Raw genomic sequence first — 18,422 nt, 5'->3', positions numbered from 1 at the left:
GTGTTTGCGGGGGTCTGCGGGGGGCCATACGAGGCTCGTGCGAGAATCCGTTAGGAATGGCTGCACCTTTCTGTCCCAGCCCGCCCAACTGTTAGGAAACACCGCACCTTAGCGCGGGGGCTTCTCACCCGTTAGGAAATGCCACACCTTAGCGCCGGGGGCACCCCGGCCGTTAGGAATTACCGCGCTTTAGCGGCATGGCACCCTCGCCTGTTAGGAATCGCCGCTCTTTAGGGCGCTGGCACGCCAAACTGTTAGGAATCGCCGCACCTTAGCGCGCCGCGGGCAAAAGGTGCGGCCATTCCTAACCGAACGGGACCGCGCCGGCACAAGATGCGCCGATTCCTAACGGCGGGGGCGGAACACCCGCACGAACAGGGAGCGCCTACGCGGGCGGACGGGGTGGGCGAGCCGCCTACGAAGACATACAGGGTGGCTACGCGGACGAACGGGCCGTGCAGAACGCCTACGCGGGCGGACGGGGTGGCGACGTGGGCGGACAGGCAGCGTGAACGGGGGCACCTACGTGGCCGCGCGGGACTCCGAAGCGGCCGCACGCGCCGCGCGCGGCGGCCTTCGCGCGCTTGCGCTCGTCGCGGGCGGCGTGGCGCTCGAGAGCCGCCTCAGCGGCGGAGAAGCGGCAGCCGCAGTAGTTCTGGCGGTACATCCCGAGCTCACGGGACTCGCGCGTGGCCTCGGCATAGTGGGGCCGAAAATCGCGCCAGACCGGCGTGAGGCCGTAGCGCGCGGCAAGGGCCGCCAGCACCTCGCCGCAGGTGTCGAAGAGCTGGTAGGGCGAGACCACGAGCGTCGTGGAGACGTAGGTGAACCCCCGCTCGCGCGCCACGCGGCAGGCCTCGGCCAGGCGCAGTGCGTAGCAGGCCCGGCAGCGGCGCGGCCGGTCGAAGCCCGCGGGCGCGCAGGCGCGCTCCCAGGCGGCGCGGTCGTCGCCGGCCTCGATCACCTCCACGTGCGCGACGTCTGCGGCCCAGGTGCGCAGCGTGTCGAGGCGCCGCCGCCACTCGGCCACCGGCTGGATGTTGGGGTTGGTCCAGCAGATCGTCGGCTCGAAGCCCTCGGCCCTCAGCAGCCTCACCGGCTCGAGCGAGCACGGCCCGCAGCAGGCGTGCAGCAGAAGCGGCGTGCGAGCCTCGGCCGAGGCCTGGCCCGCGCCCGTCGCGCCCGGCGCCGCGTTCGGCTCGGGCGTACCCGCGACCTGCAGGTTCTTCTCGCCGGTCATCGGGGCTCACCTGACGGGGCGTCTGGTTCGGAGACGTCCTGGGCAAAGTCCCCCAGGATCGCCGCCGAGGAGCGCGTCATCTCGCGGGAGAAGCCGGAGTTCCACTTGCGCTCGCAGAAGGCTCGCAGCCACTCGCGCACGTCGCGGCCCGCGGGGCACTTGGCGCCCATGAGGTCGAGCAGACGGTCGTCGGACGCGTCCTCGTAGGTATCCGTGAAGACCACCCCGTCGAGCGGGAAGCGCGGCGGCTTGCGGCGCTCGAGCTGTGCCGGGGCCGGGTGGCCCATCACGAGCATGCAGGCGGGGACCACGTGGCGGGGGCAGCCGAGGATGCGCGCCTGGTCCTCGCGGCGCTCGAGGATATCGCCGATGTAGCACGAGCCGATCCCGAGGCTCTCGGCGGCAACCACGGCGTTTTGGGCCGCGATCGAGGCGTCCTCGAAGGCCAGCAGGAAGTCCCCCGCTCCGGGCTCGCGCGCCGGGGCGCCGGCGGCCACAAACGCGCGGTGCCAGCGGCGCACGTCCGCACAGAACACGAGCACGAGCGGCGCGGACGCGATGAAGGGCTGGTTGTCGCAGGTCACGGCCAGCTCGTCCTTGCGGGCCTGGTCGCGCACCACGATGATGGAGTAGAGCTGCTGGTTGCCGGCCGTGGGCGCCTGGCAGGCGGCCTCGAGGATGGCGCGCTCGTCGGCGGCGCTCACCGGCTCGGCGGTGAAGGCGCGCACCGAGCGGCGCGCGCGGAGCTGGTCGATGGTCTGGCTCATGTGGCTCATTTCTCTCCCTAGGGACTGTCCGAGAGCAGGTCGATGCCGTGCTCGGTATCACGGACGTGGGTGCAGGCGGGCTCACGCAGCACGGCGACGGCCATGAGCAGGTCGCCCGCGCAGCCGGCGAGGTGGGCCGCGGCCAGGAGCACCGCGAGCGCGGGGCATCCCGCGGCAAGCGCGCCGAGCGCCAGCGCCGCCGTCACCACGACCGACGGGGCGAGAAGAACCACCACCATGCGGCCGCGCGGCAGGACGGTGCCCGCGGCACTCGTGTAGAGGAAGGCGCCCTCGAGGCCAAAGGTGACCCGGCAGCCCGGTGCGAGCAGCTTGAACGCGGCGGCGTGCACGAGCTCGTGGACGGGCAGCGCCAGAAAGGTGGCCGCCACGAGCGCGACCCACCACCACGGTGTGGCCACAGCGCCGCCGTCGGCGCCCGAGGCCAGGCCCGCTGCAACGCCGCCGGCAAGCCCCACAAGGGCGAGCGCGCCGGAAAGCCGCGCGATCCGCCCCTGGAGGGCGGCGTCGCCGAGCACATCGATGTCTGCAAGAAGTCGCATGCAGAGATGATAGCGCGGAGGACGGAGCACGGGCGGGGCGGGCAGGGGCACGGGACGCCGGCGCGACAATCGCGGGCGGGACGCCGGCGCAATCTCGGCCGCGGGCGGGGCGCCGGCTCGGCCGCGGGCGCGCGGCGCCACAGCCCAACGTTCTTCTCGCCGTGCGAGACGCGTGCACGCCGTGCGTTTCTCATGCGTTGCCCTGCTCGCCTGCCAGCGGAAGAAGTGCAAGAATGGGAGGGCTGCACCCAACGCGAAGGAGCCCCCATGCCCGAACCCGAGAACCGCCCGAGCTTCCCCAAGCGCGCCGTCATCACCGGCGGCATGCCGTACGGCAACAAGAACCTGCACTTCGGCCACATCGGCGGCGTCTTTGTGCCCGCCGACTTCTTCGCGCGGTTCCTGCGCGACCGCATCGGGCCCGAGAACGTGCTCTTTGTCTCCGGCACCGACTGCTACGGCTCGCCGATCATGGAGGGCTACCGCAAGAAGGTCGAGAACGAGGGCTACGAGGGCACGATCGTCGACTACGTGCGCGCCAACCACGACGCCCAGAAGGCGGCGCTCGACGCCTATGGCATCTCGCTCGACCTCTTTGCCGGCTCGGGCCTGGAACCCGTGCGCGACGTCCACGCCCGCGTGAGCGACGAGGTCATCCGGCGCCTGTACGAGCGCGGCTACCTCAAGCGCCGCTCCACGCGCCAGTTCTATGACGTCGAGGCCGGCCAGTTCCTCAACGGCCGTCAGGTCCAGGGGCGCTGCCCGGTGCGCGGTTGCAAGTCCGAGAAGGCCTACGCCGACGAGTGCGACCTCGGCCACCAGTTTGACCCCGAGGAGCTGATCGCGCCGGTCTCGCAGCTCACCGGCACCACGCCTGAGCTGCGCCCGGTTGACAACTGGTACTTCGACCTGCCTGCCTTCCGCGCCGACCTCGAGCGCCTGATGGACGAGTGGGACGCCGACCCCCAGGTCCGCGCCATCGTCACCAAGACCGTGCGCGAGAGCCTGGTGGACCCGGTCATCTACGTGCAGAACAAGTTCCGCGAGGCCTACGACGCGGTGGCCGACCAGCTGCCCGCCCACACGCTCTCCGAGGCCGAGGGCGGCCAGCAGTCCTTCTCGCTCACCTTTGCCGGGTGGGAGGAGCGCGACGAGGCGCGCGAGGTGCTCGAGGCCGGCGGCGTGCGCTTCCGCACCGGCAAGTGCCTGCTGCCGTTCCGCATCACCGGCAACATCGAGTGGGGCGTGGCCGCGCCGGAGCTCGAGGGCATGGACGGCCTCACGGTCTGGTGCTGGCCCGAGAGCCTGTGGGCGCCCATCAGCTTCACGCAGACCGCGCTGCAGACCGCGCCTGCGGGGCGCTACTCGAGCACCGACTGGCACGACTGGTGGTGCGCCGACGACGCCCGCGTCTACCAGTTCATCGGCCAGGACAACATCTACTTCTACTGCGTGGCGCAGCCGGCCCTGTGGGAGGCGCTCGACTGGGGCCTCTTCCAGGACACGCCGGTCGCCAACTACCACATCCTCTTCATGAACAAGAAGGCCTCCAGCTCCGGCAAGATCGCCCCGCCGATGGCCGCCGAGCTGCTGGAGCACTACACCGCCGAGCAGCTGCGCGCGCACTGGCTCTCGCTCGGCCTAGACCAGAAGGCCGTAAGCTTCAACCCCAAGGCGTTCGACACGTCCGTCAGCCACAAGGACAAGGCCACGGGCGAGGACGTCCTGGTGCGCGACGACCCGCGCGTGGTGGACCCGGCGCTCAAGGAGAGCGCCTTCCTCACCAACATCTTCAACCGCCTGGCGCGCAGCTGCTTCTACGGGGCGGCCAACGTCTGCGACGGGCACCTGCCCGCCGCGGCGCCATCGGCGGAGGCCGTGGACGCCGCGCGCGAGGCCACGCTCGCCTTCGAGCGCCGCGCCTACGAGTTCGACGCGCACGGCGCGCTTGCCGTGGCCGAGGACTTCGCCCGCGCGGCCAACAAACGCTGGGACGAGGCGAGCAAGGCGGCCAAGGGCGACGACGCGGCCTACGAGGCGGCGCTCGCCGACGCCTTCTGCGCGCTGCGCACGACGGCGCTGCTCATGCACCCCGCCGTCCCGGCCGGCTGCGAGAAGATCTGTGAGCACATGGGCTTCTCGCCAGACGAGTTCTTCAGCTGGGAGCACGCGTTCGACGGTCCGACCGAGCTGGCCGCCGCCCGCGGCGAGACGCCCGAGCAGCACATAATCGTGGCCCTGCCGCCGCGCTTCGACTTCTTCGAGAAGCACCCGTCGCAGGTGAAGAGGTAACGAACCCGCCCGGGTGGGGAGGCGAGAAGGTCCGGCGCTCAGACAGTCCTCGCCGCGCCAAGGACGGGCGCGTCTGCGGAACTCGCGGCGGACCTTCTCGCCTCCCCTGCATCACGATGTTTCCGCAGGCCCGGGGCAGGGAGATCCCGCCGCGAGTTCTTGCCGAGCGCCCTTCCCGGCAAGCTGTCTGAGCGCCGGGGTCTCCCTGCCCCGGGCCGGACGGCCCCGATCGACTGATGAAAGGATTCGCCATGTCCGCCACTCCCCCGCCCGTGCATGTGCCGCGACCGTATGCGCTGCCCGCGACCGCGCTTGCCGCGCGCGTGGAGTGCCCGATGCCGGACGGCGCCACGATCGTGGCGTGGACCTACGCGCCTGACGGCGTGACCGACGCGCCGGGAACGCCGTTCGGCCTGGACCTGTCCGTTCCGCCAGTGCTGATGCTTCACGGCAACGGCGAGGAGCACGGTATCTTCGGCCCGGTGATCGACGCCGTGTGCGCAAGCGGGCGAACCGTCATCGCCGTTGACTCGCGCGCGCAGGGCGCCTCCACGCGCGGCACGGCCGAGCCGCTCACCTACGAGCTCATGGCCGAAGACGCCATCGAGGTCTGCGCGCGCCTGGGCGTGCCGCAGGTCCACGTGCTCGGCTTCTCCGACGGCGGCATCCTCGGGCTGCTGCTGGCGCGCGACTGGGGTGCCCACGCGCTCTCCGTAACCGCGCTCGGCGCCAACCTCACGCCGGCCGGCCTGCCCAAGGAGGACACGGACTGGATGGCCTACGCCGCCGCCGAGAACCGCCGCTGGGCCGCTGAGGGCGAGGAGGGCGCGACGCTTGAGGACGGGACACCGGTGCCCTCCCCTGCCGAGGCAACCCAGATTGCCGAGCTCCTGCAACTTATGGTGGAAAACCCGCAGATCGAAGCGTCGTCGCTCGCGGGCGTGAGCTGCCCGGTGACCGTGATGGTCGGCGAGTTCGACGAGATCCTGCCCGGGGAGACCGACCGCATCGTGGCGGCAATCCCCGGGGCGCGGCGCGTGACGGTGCCCGGCGCGGACCACAACTTGCCCAAGATGGCACCGGAGGCAGTAGCGCGCGAGCTGCTGGCTACGGTCGAGAAAAACGACGTGCGGCACGAGGCGCGCCCCATCACGCTGCCCGAAGGCCTGGCCGCCTGCCGCGTCCCCGTCTCAGGCCTCTGGGCCGACAAGCTCGACGAGCTCTACCGCCGCGTGGACGCAGAGCCCGGGACCTCCGGCTGGGTGCAGGACGTGTGGCCGCCCGCGGGCATGGCGCGCAAGCTTCTGGCCGCCGGCGCCTACTGGGGCGTCTTTGATGCCGCCGCCGTCCGCGACGGGCGTCCGGCGAACGACGCGGTTCTTCTCGGCGCGGTGGCCGTAAACCACGACGCGGACATGGGGGACGGCAGTGCTCCCGGCCACGGCTCCGGCCTCGGCGGCCCCGCCTGGGACTCGATTGGCGAGAAGGACGTGGCGGGCTGGCACCTCCTCGCCGCAGACCCGTCGGCGCGCAGGCGCCACGTGGGCGAGGCACTTCTCGCCGCGGGCGTGCAGGCGGCCCGGCTGCTGGGGGCCTCCGTGGTGCGCCTCAACACGAACGTGGCCAACGTGCCCGCCAACGCCCTCTACGCCGCGCACGGCTTCACTCGCCACCGGCCGCTCTGGCTCCCCTACCCGGGGCTGCCCCTGCCCGGATGGTCCAACCTCTGGGAGCTTGGGGTCTAGCGCTCGGGGCGCGCAGCAGGGCCACGCGACCGGCCGGCTGTTAGGAATCGCGGGATGTTAGTCCTCAGGGGCGCTAACATCCCGCGATTCTTAACCAAACGGTCCCCAATTGGCCTAAGATGCCCGAAATCCTAACACCCCACCCCATCACGCGGCGAGAAGAACCTCTCGCCCGCACCCCTACGACGCGGCCGGGAACGTCACGGTGATCGTGGTGCCCTTGCCGACCTCGCTCTCCAGTTTCACCTCGGCGCCGTGGTAGGCGGCCGCGTGCTTGACGATGGCAAGCCCCAGGCCCGTGCCGCCCATGTCGCGGCTGCGGCCCTTGTCCACGCGGTAGAAGCGCTCGAACACCTTGCCCTGCGCCTCCTCAGGGATGCCGATGCCGGTGTCGCTCACGCGCAGGCACGGGCACTCGCCCTGCGGCAGGACCCACACGTAGACGCGCCCGCCGGGCTTGTTGTAGCGGATGGCGTTGTCCACGAGGTTGCTCACCAGCTCGTCAAGCAGGCGCGGGCTGCCGGTGATCTGCATGGACACGCCACGCACGCTGAGCGTCACGCCGGCCTTTTCGGCCTTGGGCTCAAGCCGGCCCATCACGTCGCGCGCCACGGAGAGCAGGTCCACGCGGGTGGAGGCGTCAAAGAGCGCGCGGTCGCCGGCGCGCTCGGACTCGTCGAGCTTTGAGAGGGTGAGGATGTCGCTCACCAGGGAGGAGAGCCGCCGCGCGTCGTCGTAGATGCGGCCGGCGAACTCCGGGACGTCCTTCTTCTTGGCGATGCCGTCGCGGATGAGCTCGGCCGCGCCCTGGATGGAGGCGATCGGCGTCTTGAGCTCGTGGGTGACGTTGGCGGTGAACTCGCGGCGCAGATCGGCGGCGTCCTGGATGGCGCTCATGCGGTGCATGAGCTCGTCGTGCTGCTCGTTCAGGCGGCGCACGAGCGGGTCGAGCTCCTCGTAGGGGGCCACGCCGTCACCGGAGGCCGGGTCGATCTCCAGGATGGGCCGCACGAAGCGGCGCGAGAGCACGTGGCTCACGACCCAGCTCACCCCCACCACGATGATCACGAGGACCGCAAGCACGGCCACGTCCTGGGAGAGAAACGCCAGCACGCCGGCACGGTCGACCGAGAGGCGCAGCACCTCGCCAGAGGAGAGACGCACCGCCTCGTAGAGGCTCGTGTACCCCACGGTCTCGCTCGCGCGCTCGGAGGAGCCCGTGCCGTCGGCGAGCGCGTCGGCCACCTCGGGGCGGTCGGCGTGGTTGGGAAGCGAGGCGGCGTCCGCCTGGCTGTCGTAGAGGACCGTCCCGTCGGGCTCGATGAGCGTCGCGCGGGCCGAGCCCAGGTCGATGGTCTCGAGCACCCCGACGTCGTCCGAGGTAGCGTCGAGTAGCGACGCCGCGGAGCGGCACTCGTTGGAGAGCTGCTCGTGCTCGTCGGCGAGAAACGCGCTCTGGTAGATGACGGAGGCCGCCGCGGTAACCGCGACGGCCACGACGGCGCACGCAACGACGAGCGCCACGAACATCCTGTGAGAGAGCGAACCCTTTGCCCCGGGCTGGCGAACCATCTGGGCCCCTAGCCGCGGACGCGGTAGCCGACGCCGCGTACGGTCTCGATGAGGTCGGAGGCGTCGCCGAGCTTGGCGCGGATCTGCTGGACGTGCACGTCCACGGTGCGCGACCCGCCGTCGAAGTCCCAGCCCCAGACTCGCTGAAGCAGCGTCTCACGCGAGAAGACCACGCCCGGCGAGCGCATGAGGAACTCGAGCAGGTCGAACTCGCGCATCGTGAGCTGCACCGGACGGTCGCCCACGGCGACCTCGCGGCGCTCGGGCCACAGCGTCACGTCCCCGCAGACGAGCGCCTGCGGCTTCTCCTGGGTCTGCTGCTCGCGGCCGGCGCGGCGCAGCAGCGCGCGCGTGCGGCTCACCATCTCCATCATGCCGAAGGGCTTAGAGAGGTAGTCGTCGGCGCCGGAGTCGAGCGCCTTGACGGTGTCGAGCTCGGTGTCCTTTGCGGTGAGCATCATGACCGGAACGTTGGAGAGCCCGGGCGTCCGGCGCAGACGGGCCAGGATCTCCAGCCCGTCCGCGTCCGGAAGCATGATGTCGAGAAGGACGGCGTCAGGCGTGCGCTCGGCGCAGGCGCGGCGGAACTCGGCGTCGTCGGCACAGCCCCGCGCCTCGATGCCGCCCTGGCCCAGGGCGTAAACCGTCAGCTCTCTGATGTTCTTGTCGTCCTCGACGTAGTAAACCACGCCCATCGCTCCTGTCTGTACCTAAGGTCTCGCCCGTCCTACTCGTCCTGCGCAGCAGGCATCTGCTGGCTGGCCTTCTCGGCCACAACGTGCTCGCCCGTCACGCGGAAGAGCGCCCACGCCGCCACGCGCTTGGCGAGGTCGCCGATGCGCTCGAAGTACTTGGCCACCATCAACAGCTCAGGGAGGTACTGGGCGGAGGACTTGCCGTCGCGGATGAGGCCCACGAGCTTCTCCTCGACCTCACTATAGAGCGTGTTGACGCGGTTGTCCTCCTCGACGACCTTCTGGGCGGCCTCGACGTCGGAGGACGCGAAGGCGGCGCCGGACTGCTCGACCATCGAGGCGGCGCACTCGGCCATCTCGGAGAACTCGGACTCGAGCTTCTTGGCGGCCTTGGCCGGGATCTCCTCCACGAGGAAGGCGATGTCGCGGGTCATGGAGTCGATGTGGGTGAGGTCGGAGACGATGCGGAAGGCGCCGGAGACAAAGCGCAGGTCCTCACCGATGAGCGGCTGCTGGAGCAGCATCACGTCGAGGCAGTTCTCCTCGATGGCGTTGCGCAGACGGTCCTCGGTCTTGCGGCCGGCCATGACGCCCTCGGCGGCGCCCTTGTCGCCGGCGGCGGCCAGGCCCGCGGCGCGGACGTCGGAGGCAGCCTTCTCGGTGAGGCGGTTGAGGTAGCCCTCGATGTCCTCGAGCTGCTTGGTGAACTTGGTGCGGGTTGCCATTAGCTGAACCTCCCTGATAGATATTCCTGCGTGCGCTTCTCGCGGGGGTTGGCGAAGAACTCCTTCGTGGGACCGCTCTCGATGAGCTCCCCCAGATAGAAGAATACCGTCTTGTCGGCCACGCGTGCGGCCTGCTGCATGTTGTGGGTCACCACGACCACCGTGTGGTCCTCGGAGAGCTCGGTCATGAGCTGCTCGACCATGCTCGTGGAGATGGGGTCCAGGGCGGAGGTGGGCTCGTCCATGAGCAGGACCTCGGGGTCGGTGGCAAGCGCGCGGGCGATGCAGAGGCGCTGCTGCTGGCCGCCGGAGAGGCCCAGGCCGCTCTGGTCGAGCTTGTCCTTGACCTCGTCCCAGAGCGCGGCGCGCGTGAGGCAGCGCTCGCAGATCTCGTCGCCCTCGGACTTGGAGATGCGGCGCATGCGCTTGGGCCCGTAGAGGATGTTCTCGCGGATGCTCATCGGGAAGGGGTTGGGGTGCTGGAAGACCATGCCCACATAGACGCGCAGGGCGTTGGCGTCCATCTGGAAGATGTCGTTGCCCTTGAACTCGATGGTGCCCTCGGTGCGCACGCTCTCGACGAAGTCGCACATGCGGTTGAACGTGCGCAGCAGCGTCGACTTGCCGCAGCCGGACGGCCCGATGAAGGCGGTGGCGCGGTTCTTCGGGATCTCCAGGCTGATGTGCTTCAGGGCCTGGAAGTCCCCGTACCAGAGGTTGAAGTCGCGGATGGAGAGCTCGGTCTCGGCGCCCTCCAGCGTGCGCGACGTCCCCTCGATGATGTCAGTGTCCAGAGTTTCCATGTTCCTCCCCCATCAGCCGAAGCGGCCGGTCAGATAGTCGACCAGGCGCTGGTCGTGCGGGTCCGAGAAGATCTGCTGCGTGGTGCCCGTCTCGACCATGTCGCCCACGTAGAAGAAGGCGGTGCGGTCGGAGACGCGCGTGGCCTGCTCCATGTTGTGCGTGACGATGATCTCGCAGATGCCCGACTCGGCAATCGAGCGGATCGTCTCCTCGATGGCGAAGGTGGAGATCGGGTCGAGGGCGGAGCAGGGCTCGTCGTAGAGCACCACGTCCGGCTTCATCGCCAGGGTGCGGGCGATGCAGAGACGCTGCTGCTGGCCGCCGGAGAGGGCGTGGGCGCTCTGCTTGAGCTTGTCCTTAACCTCGTCCCACAGGGCCGCCTGGCGAAGCGACGTCTCCACGAGCTCGTCGGCCTCCTCCTTGGAGTGGATGCGGCCGTGCTTCTTCGGGGCGAAGAGGATGTTCTCGCGAATCGACTTGCGGAAGGGGGTGGGCTGCTGGAAGACCATGCCGATGGACTTGCGCAGCTCGAAGAGGTTCTCCTTCGGCGTGTTGATGTCGTGGCCGTGATAGAAGATTTGGCCGCCCACCGAGCACTTCGAGATCTCGCGGTTCATGAGGTTCAGGCAGCGCAGGAAGGTGGACTTGCCGCAGCCGGACGGGCCGATGAGGGCCGTGACCTGGCCGGCCTCGAAGGAGAGGCTCGTCTTGTGCAGGGCCTCGTGCGTGAGGTCGTAGGTGACCGTCACGTCCTTGGTGCTCAGCAGCGGCTGGCCCGAGGCGGACGGCGCCTGGGTGGTGGTGTCTGTCATTCGGCGGTCAGCCTCCTCGAGAGGAACTTGCCCAGCAGGCGGGCGAGCAGGTTGAACAGGAGCACGCAGACGAGAAGGACCGTGGCGGTGCCCCAGACGATTTCGACGCTGCCGTCGGTGGGCTCGGAGGTGAGTCGCCAGATGTAGACGGCCAGCGAGCACGCCGGGCGGAAGATGTTGAACGGGCAGGTCGGGCTCGCGAAGTTGAACGGGTTCGCAAAGTTCAGGCGCGCCGGGGCGGAGCCCGAAGTGAAGATCAGCGCGGCAGCCTCGCCGAAGACGCGGCCGGCGGAGAGCACGATGCCGGTGACGATGGCGGGCATGGCGGCGGGAAGCAGCACGTTGAGCGTGGTCTCCCAGCGCGTGAGGCCCATGGCCAGGGCGGCGTCACGCTGGCTGCGCGGGACGTCCTCGAGGGCCTGCTGGATGGTGCGGACCAGGATCGGGATGTTGAACATCGTGAGGGCGCAGGCGCCGGCGAGGATGGAAATCTTCCAGCCGAGCGTCACCACGAAGAAGAGCGAGCCGAACATGCCGACGACGATGGAGGGCAGCGAGGACAGGGTCTCGATCGCGGTCTTGGCCGCGGAGGTGATCCAGTTGTCCGGCGCGTACTCAACGAGGAAGATGGCCGCGCCCAGGGAGATGGGCACCGAGATGACCAGCGTGACGATCAGCAGGTAGAAGGAGTCCCAGAGCTGGTAGACGATGCCGGGGAGGACGTCGTCGTTGTAGGGGTTGGTGAGGAAGCCCGGCGTGATGGCGCGCCCGCCGCCTCGGACGATGATGTAGGCGATGATGGCCACGACGAGCAGCATCACGAGGCCCACGATGACGGTCAGGATGCCCGTGGCGATCTTGTCCTGGCTGTTGATGCGCTTGACGTGCGCGTCGAGGGAGCGCTCCTGGCTAGCCATTGGCCTTCGCCCCCTTTCTGCCGATGAGGTGGATGATGAGGATGAAGACGAGCGACATGGCCAGAAGGATCAGGCCGAGCGACCAGAGGGCGTGGTAGTAGACCGAGCCGGAGGTCGCGTTGGAGAGGCCGGCCGTGAGGGCCGCGGTGAGCGTGGAGGCCGGGTCGAGAAGACCGGAGGGCATGGAGCGCTCGACGCCGCCGATGACCATCTGGACGGCGAGCGTCTCGCCGAAGGCGCGCGTCATGCCGAGGATGACCGCGGTCATGAGCGAGGGCAGGGCGCTCTTGAGGACGACGTGCCACACCGTCTGCCAACGCGTGCAGCCGAGGGCGTAGGAGCCCTCGCGGTACTGGTTGGGGACGGCGCGCAGGGCGTCCATCGAGAGGGTGGTGATGGTCGGGAGGATCATGACCGCCAGCACGATGGCGCCGGACAGGATGCCCGCGCCGGTGCCGGCCACCTCGCCGAAGATCGTGCGCATGAGCGAGTTGATGACGTAGAGGCCGAGGACGCCGTAGACGACCGACGGGATGCCCACCAGCAGCTCGATGAAGGGCTGGAAGACGCGGCGGCCGAAGCTCGGCGCCACCTCGACGACGAAGATGGCCGAGCCGATGGCGATCGGCAGGGCGAAGACGGTGGAGAGCAGGGTGACCGCGAAGGAGCCGACGATCATCGGCAGCGCGCCGTAGCGCTCCTGCTCGGGGATCCAGTTCTGGCCGGTCAGGAAGTCGACGGGGTTGATCCCGTCCACGAAGAACGTGGTGAGGCCCTGCTGCGCGACCATCACGATGAGCGTGACGACGACGAGCGCGACGAGCGCGACGCAGAAGCCCGTGATGCCCAGACCCACGTTCTCGAGTTGTCTCTTGGGCATGAGCTTTGCCATAGAGAAGCCTTTCTCTTCATGGGACGGCGGTGTCCCGCTGAAGCGAGACACCGCCGCAAGGTAGGTGCCTATGGGGAAGGACTAGGCAGCGGTGATGTTGCCGTCGGCGTCCTTCTTGACCTGCATGTCGCCCATCGGGATGAAGCCCTGCTCGACGACGGTGTCGGCGAAGTCGTCGGACATGATGAACTCGATGAAGGCCTGCGTCACGGGAGCCGTGGAGGCGTCCTCGTCGGAGCGGGTGTACATGTGCTCGTACGCCCAGATGGTGAAGTCGCCGGACTCGACGTTCTCCTGGGTCGGCTCGACGCCCTCGACGGTCAGGGCCTTGATGCCGTCAGAGTTCATGTAGTTGAAGGCGACGTAGGAGATGGAGCCGGGGGTCTGGGCGACCTGCTCGACGACGGTGCCCGAGGAGTCAACCTCGGCGACCGGGCGGAAGCTGTCGGGGGCGGTGTCGCCCTGGAGGACGGCGTCCTCGAAGGTGGCGCGGGTGCCGGAGCCGGCCTCGCGCTGGATGACCTGGATGGCGCCGGCGGTGCCGCCGAGGTCGGACCAGTCGGTGATCTCGCCCATGAAGATGCCCTTGAGCTGCTCGAGGGAGATGTCGTCAACGTCGACGTCGGCGTTCACGATCGGGCCCATGCCCACGATGCAGACCTGGTTGTCGACGAGGTTCTCGCACTGCTCAGGCTCAAGCTTGCTCTCGGCGTAGACGTCGGAGCGGCCGATCTGGACGGAGCCCTCGGCGACCTGGGAGAGGCCCTGGCCGGAGCCGCCGGCGGAGATGGCGATGGAGACGTCCGGGTTGGCCTCGCAGAAGGCGTCGGAGGCAGCCTCGATGAGCGGCTGGAAGGAGGTGGCGCCGGAGCAGGAGATCGAGCCGGTCAGCGTGGCGGTCTCGGCGGAGTCGCCGCCCTCGCCGGTGGAGTCGGTGCCGGTGCTGCCGCAGCCGACGAGGCCGAGCCCGGCCACGGCGGCAACGCCACCGGCAAAGCCCATGAACTGGCGACGAGAGAGATCAAACTTGGACATGCTAATCCTTTCCCGTGGACTGACCGAGGCCCTCGGGGCTCCGGCCGTTTCGCTTGCATCCTAGGCCCGCTTCCAGACGCGCACCGCGGTGTTTCCGATACATTACGGGAGCATAACGATGGCTTACATTTGGTTTACAGAAGAGCTTACAAAACGGAGAGTTTTGTAAAGTCGCAGGTAATCGACTATGAGTTTCGTAAGCCAAGGTTCTTCTCGCCGACGCGTGACAAAAATGTTACGGCTCTCTGCAAATCCTCTCGGTACCTTGAAATCTCGCTCGCAGCGCCGCAAAATGGCATTCTGCCCTCGTTTGAAACATCCCCGCGCGACCCGCTCTCACACCGGGCCGCACGGGCATGCGCGCAGGAAAGGAGTTCTATGCAGCACAAGTCAGAGAGCCGCGTGGCGGGCGGCGAGCTGAGCCTCACGGAGGTGATCCACACGCTCGGGCGCTCGATACGCGAGTTCAAGGGCGCGTCGGTCGCTACGCCCATCATCGTGACGGGCGAGGTCGTGATGGAGGTCGCCATCCCGTTTGTGACCGCCCAGCTCATCAACACCATCCAGGCGGGCGCCACCCTCAACGAGATGCTCCCCTACGCGGGCGTCCTCGTCCTGATGGCGCTGGCCTCGCTGGCCTTCGGCATCGGGGCCGGCCTCACGTGCAGCCAGGCGTCGTGCGGCCTGGCGATGAACCTGCGCCACGACGTCTTCGCCGCCGTGCAGCGCTTCAGCTTCGCCAACATCGACCAGTTCTCGTCGAGCTCGCTCGTGACGCGCCTCACCACCGACATCACCAACGTCCAGCTCGCCTACATGATGATCATCCGTACGGCCATCCGCTGCCCGCTTTTGCTCGTCGCGGGCATCGTCATGACGTTCGTCATGTCCGGCCCGATGGCCTTTGTCTTCGTGATCATCGTGCCGATTCTGGGGTTCGGCCTGTTCAAGGTCGTGCGCACCGTGCACCCGATCTTCCGCTCGGTCTTCCACAAGTACGACGCCCTCAACGAGTCCGTCGAGGAGAACGTCACCGGCATGCGCGACGTCAAGAGCTACGTGCGCCAGGACTATGAGAAGCAGCGCTTCGGCGAGGCCGCCCAGGACGTCTGCCGCGACTTCACGCGCGCCGAGAAGATCCTCGCGCTCAACACGCCGATGATGAACTTCGCCGTCTACGCCGTCTTCGTGGTGGTCATCCAGTTCGGCAGCTACCTCATCATCTCCAGCCGCGGCACGGCCTTCAACGTGGGCCAGCTCTCCGCGCTGACCACCTACGGCTTCATGATCCTCATGGCCCTCATGATGGTCTCCGTGGTCTTCGCCATGATCACGATGGCCCAGGAGAGCGCTGAGCGTATCTGCGAGGTCCTGCTCACCGAGCCCACGATCGAGAACCCCGAGCACCCCGTCACCGAGATGCGCGACGGCTCGATCGACTTCGACAACGTGACGTTCAAGTACTCCGAGAAGGCCGAGCACCGCGCCCTGGCCGAGATCGACCTGCACATTAAGAGCGGCGAGACCATCGGCATCATGGGCGGCACCGGCTCCGCCAAGACCTCGCTTGTGAACCTCATCAGCCGCCTCTACGACGTCACCGAGGGCTCCGTCAAGGTCGGCGGCGTGGACGTGCGCGACTACGACCTCGAGTTCCTCCGCAACAACGTGGCCGTGGTGCTCCAGAAGAACGTGCTGTTCTCCGGCACCATCAAGGAGAACCTGCGCTGGGGCGACCCCAACGCGACCTACGACGAGCTCGTGGAGGTCTGCAAGCTCGCCCAGGCCGACGAGTTCATCCAGGGCCTGCCCAAGAAGTACGACTACTACATCGAGCAGGGCGGCACCAACGTCTCCGGCGGCCAGAAGCAGCGCCTCTGCATCGCGCGAGCCCTGCTCAAGCATCCCAAGGTGCTGATCCTGGACGACTCCACCTCCGCCGTGGACACCAAGACCGACGCCCTCATCCGCGAGGGCCTCAAGAGCTACCTGCCCGACACCACCAAGATCATCATCGCGCAGCGCACGAGCTCGGTGCAGGACGCCGACCGCATCCTCGTGCTCGACAACGGCCACATCGCCGGGCTCGGCACCCACGACGAGCTCATGGAGAGCTGCCCGTTCTACCGTGACACCTACCTCGCCCAGAACCGCGCGAACGGCGAGAAGGACGAGGAGGCCGAGACGGGCACGGCAGCCGAGAGGGACGCGAAGGAAGGTGCCGCCGCCAAGGAAGGCGCGGCCGTGAAGGGGGGTGACGCCGATGAGCGCTAGCAGCAACTCCGTCACCGACGTGATCCGCAACGTCACCGGTGCCAACCGGCCCGTCGAGCCCGAGGCTGCCCCCGAGCGCCAGAACGTCGCCGGGCGCCAGGTGCCCGAGCAGCCCCGCAAGAGCGGGCGCACCCACACGATGGGCCGCCTCATCAAGACGCTCTTCTCGTTCTACCCGCGCCTGCTGCCCCTGGTGCTCTGCTGCATCGTGGTCTCCGCAATCCTGTCGGCGCTGCCCGCGACGTTCATGCAGCGCGCCCTCGAGATCGTGACCGCCCACTGGGAGAGCGGTGACTGGGAGAGCGTTGCCGGCCAGATCGGCACCCTCGTGGCCACCCTCATCGGCATCTACTGCGTCTCTCTCGTGCTCAACTTCACCTACACCCGCGCCATGGCCGTCATCACGCAGGGCTCGCTCGAGAAGTTCCGCGAGAGGCTCTTCGACCACATGCAGGACCTGCCGATCAGCTACTTCGACCAGCACCAGCGCGGCGACATCATGAGCCACTACACCAACGACATCGACGCCCTGCGCCAGATGATCGGCCAGTCGCTGCCCAACATCACGCTCACCTGCGTGACGCTCGTCTCGGTCTTCTGCGTCATGATCTACTACAGCGTGTGGATGGCCATCATCATCGTGGCCGGTGTGCTGTTCATGGCCTACATGACCAAGGTGCTCGGCAGCCGCTCCGCGCGCAACTTCGTGGCGCAGCAGAAGGAGATCGGCATCGTCGAGGGCCACGTCGAGGAGGTCATGAACGGCGAGCGCGTGGTGAAGGTCTTCTGCCACGAGCAGGCCGCCCAGGAGGACTTCGACGTCCGCAACCGCAAGCTCTTCGAGGCCTCGCGCGCCGCGAACATGTACACCAACACGCTCGGCCCGATCCTCATGAACCTCGGCAACCTGCTCTACGTCATCGTGGCGCTGGTGGGCGGCGTGTTCATCGAGACGGGCGCGTCCAACCTCTCCCTCTCCGGCCTGGGCTTCTCCATCGCCGTGACCGTGCCGTTCCTCAACATGACCAAGCAGTTCTCCGGCCAGATCGGCCAGATCTCCCAGCAGATCAACTCCGTGGTCATGGGCCTGGCCGGCGCCGAGCGTATCTTCGAGCTCATGGACGAGCAGCCCGAGACCGACGAGGGCTACGTCACCCTGGTACGCGTGCGCAAGGACCGCGACGGCAAGCTCGAGGAGTGCGAGGAGCGCACCGGCGAGTGGGCCTGGAAGCACCCGCACCACGACGGCACCACCGAGCTCGTGCCGCTCAAGGGCGACGTGCGCCTCTTTGACGTGGACTTTGCCTACCGCAAGGGTCACACGGTCCTGCACGACGTGACCGTCTGGGCCAAGCCGGGCCAGAAGATCGCCTTCGTCGGCGCCACGGGCGCGGGCAAGACCACGATCACCAACCTCATCAACCGCTTCTACGACATCGCGGACGGCAAGATCCGCTACGACGGCATCAACATCAACAAGATCCGCAAGGACGACCTGCGCCGCTCCCTCGGCATGGTGCTCCAGGACGTGAACCTGTTCACCGGCACCGTCATGGACAACATCCGCTTCGGCCGGCTCGACGCCTCCGACGCCGAGTGCATGGCGGCCGCGCGCCTGGTGGGCGCCGACGGCTTCATCAAGCGCCTGCCCGACGGCTACCAGACCATGCTCACGGACAACGGCTCCAACCTCTCCCAGGGGCAGCGGCAGCTCCTCTCCATCGCGCGCTGCGCGGTGGCCGACCCGCCCGTCATGATCCTCGACGAGGCCACGAGCTCGATCGACACGCACACTGAGGAGATCGTCCAGCGCGGCATGGACGCCCTGATGATGGGCCGCACCACGTTCGTGATCGCCCACCGTCTGAGCACCGTGCGCAACTCCGACGCGATCATCGTGCTCGACCACGGCCGCATCATCGAGCGCGGCAGCCACGACGAGCTCATCGCCAAGCACGGCGTGTACTACCAGCTCTACACCGGAGCCTTCGAGCTCGAGTAGCCAGGCTGCTCAGGACGGAAGGTCCGTCGGGGCCCGAGCGCGGACGCGCCCGGGCCCCGTTTTTTGCGACGGCCGCGGGGTGGGCGGGGA

At 68.3% G+C, this 18,422-nt stretch carries 15 protein-coding genes; 4 read left to right on the top strand and 11 right to left on the bottom strand.

Annotated features, from left to right (window positions below):
* Positions 1-466: 466 nt before the first annotated feature.
* The 3 genes from H9X80_RS08630 to H9X80_RS08620 form a co-directional block, all read right to left on the bottom strand.
* Entirely contained in the window at positions 467-1,135 is a 669-nt protein-coding gene (locus tag H9X80_RS08630; protein ID WP_239471874.1) for an epoxyqueuosine reductase QueH, read from the bottom strand.
* A 101-nt stretch (positions 1,136-1,236) separates the two neighbouring features.
* Positions 1,237-2,016, bottom strand: coding sequence for a nitroreductase family protein (locus H9X80_RS08625; protein WP_204793936.1), 780 nt, complete (start codon positions 2,014-2,016; stop codon positions 1,237-1,239).
* Between the two features lie 8 nt (positions 2,017-2,024).
* The gene (locus H9X80_RS08620; RefSeq protein WP_204793935.1) at positions 2,025-2,567 is read right to left on the bottom strand and encodes a DUF3267 domain-containing protein; all 543 of its coding nucleotides are present in this window, start codon (positions 2,565-2,567) and stop codon (positions 2,025-2,027) included.
* A 267-nt stretch (positions 2,568-2,834) separates the two neighbouring features.
* On the opposite strand from H9X80_RS08620, the gene H9X80_RS08615 reads away from it, so the two are divergent.
* Both H9X80_RS08615 and H9X80_RS08610 read left to right on the top strand, forming a co-directional pair.
* On the top strand, positions 2,835-4,859 hold the full coding sequence (locus H9X80_RS08615) for a class I tRNA ligase family protein (RefSeq protein ID WP_204793934.1): 2,025 nt from the start codon (positions 2,835-2,837) through the stop codon (positions 4,857-4,859).
* Between the two features lie 251 nt (positions 4,860-5,110).
* Entirely contained in the window at positions 5,111-6,604 is a 1,494-nt protein-coding gene (locus H9X80_RS08610) for a bifunctional alpha/beta hydrolase/GNAT family N-acetyltransferase (protein WP_204793933.1), read from the top strand.
* 180 nt (positions 6,605-6,784) lie between these two features.
* On the opposite strand, the gene H9X80_RS08605 is transcribed toward H9X80_RS08610, so the two are convergent.
* The 8 genes from H9X80_RS08605 to H9X80_RS08570 all read right to left on the bottom strand — a co-directional run bounded on the left by H9X80_RS08605 (position 6,785) and on the right by H9X80_RS08570 (position 14,056).
* The gene (locus tag H9X80_RS08605; RefSeq protein ID WP_204793932.1) at positions 6,785-8,176 is read right to left on the bottom strand and encodes a sensor histidine kinase; all 1,392 of its coding nucleotides are present in this window, start codon (positions 8,174-8,176) and stop codon (positions 6,785-6,787) included.
* Positions 8,177-8,184: 8 nt separating this feature from the next.
* Positions 8,185-8,871, bottom strand: a complete 687-nt coding sequence (locus H9X80_RS08600) for a response regulator transcription factor (protein WP_204793931.1) — start codon at positions 8,869-8,871, stop codon at positions 8,185-8,187.
* A 32-nt stretch (positions 8,872-8,903) separates the two neighbouring features.
* On the bottom strand, positions 8,904-9,596 hold the full coding sequence (locus H9X80_RS08595; RefSeq protein WP_204793930.1) for a phosphate signaling complex PhoU family protein: 693 nt from the start codon (positions 9,594-9,596) through the stop codon (positions 8,904-8,906).
* On the bottom strand, positions 9,596-10,399 hold the full coding sequence (pstB, locus tag H9X80_RS08590; RefSeq protein ID WP_204793929.1) for a phosphate ABC transporter ATP-binding protein PstB: 804 nt from the start codon (positions 10,397-10,399) through the stop codon (positions 9,596-9,598). The genes H9X80_RS08595 and pstB overlap by 1 nt, the downstream gene beginning before the upstream one ends.
* 12 nt (positions 10,400-10,411) lie before the next feature.
* Positions 10,412-11,212: a phosphate ABC transporter ATP-binding protein gene (locus tag H9X80_RS08585; RefSeq protein WP_204793928.1), complete on the bottom strand. Its 801-nt coding sequence runs from the start codon at positions 11,210-11,212 to the stop codon at positions 10,412-10,414.
* The gene (gene pstA / locus H9X80_RS08580) at positions 11,209-12,129 is read right to left on the bottom strand and encodes a phosphate ABC transporter permease PstA (RefSeq protein ID WP_204793927.1); all 921 of its coding nucleotides are present in this window, start codon (positions 12,127-12,129) and stop codon (positions 11,209-11,211) included. Before pstA ends, H9X80_RS08585 begins: the two co-directional genes overlap by 4 nt.
* Positions 12,122-13,021, bottom strand: a complete 900-nt coding sequence (gene pstC / locus H9X80_RS08575) for a phosphate ABC transporter permease subunit PstC (protein WP_204793926.1) — start codon at positions 13,019-13,021, stop codon at positions 12,122-12,124. The genes pstA and pstC overlap by 8 nt, the downstream gene beginning before the upstream one ends.
* 81 nt (positions 13,022-13,102) lie before the next feature.
* Positions 13,103-14,056: a phosphate ABC transporter substrate-binding protein PstS family protein gene (locus H9X80_RS08570; RefSeq protein WP_204793925.1), complete on the bottom strand. Its 954-nt coding sequence runs from the start codon at positions 14,054-14,056 to the stop codon at positions 13,103-13,105.
* 378 nt (positions 14,057-14,434) lie between these two features.
* On the opposite strand from H9X80_RS08570, the gene H9X80_RS08565 reads away from it, so the two are divergent.
* Together H9X80_RS08565 and H9X80_RS08560 are read left to right on the top strand one after the other, a co-directional pair.
* On the top strand, positions 14,435-16,330 hold the full coding sequence (locus H9X80_RS08565; protein ID WP_239471868.1) for an ABC transporter ATP-binding protein: 1,896 nt from the start codon (positions 14,435-14,437) through the stop codon (positions 16,328-16,330).
* Between the two features lie 139 nt (positions 16,331-16,469).
* A complete protein-coding gene (locus H9X80_RS08560) occupies positions 16,470-18,332 on the top strand; it encodes an ABC transporter ATP-binding protein (protein ID WP_239471870.1) in 1,863 nt (620 codons plus the stop codon).
* The last annotated feature ends 90 nt before the right edge of the window (positions 18,333-18,422 follow it).

It is taken from the genome of Olsenella profusa, assembly GCF_016900315.1.
GTDB classification, from domain to species: Bacteria; Actinomycetota; Coriobacteriia; order Coriobacteriales; family Atopobiaceae; genus Thermophilibacter; species Thermophilibacter profusus_A.
Note: the sequence above shows the minus strand (reverse complement) of the source record. Positions and strands in the feature narration are given on the sequence as shown.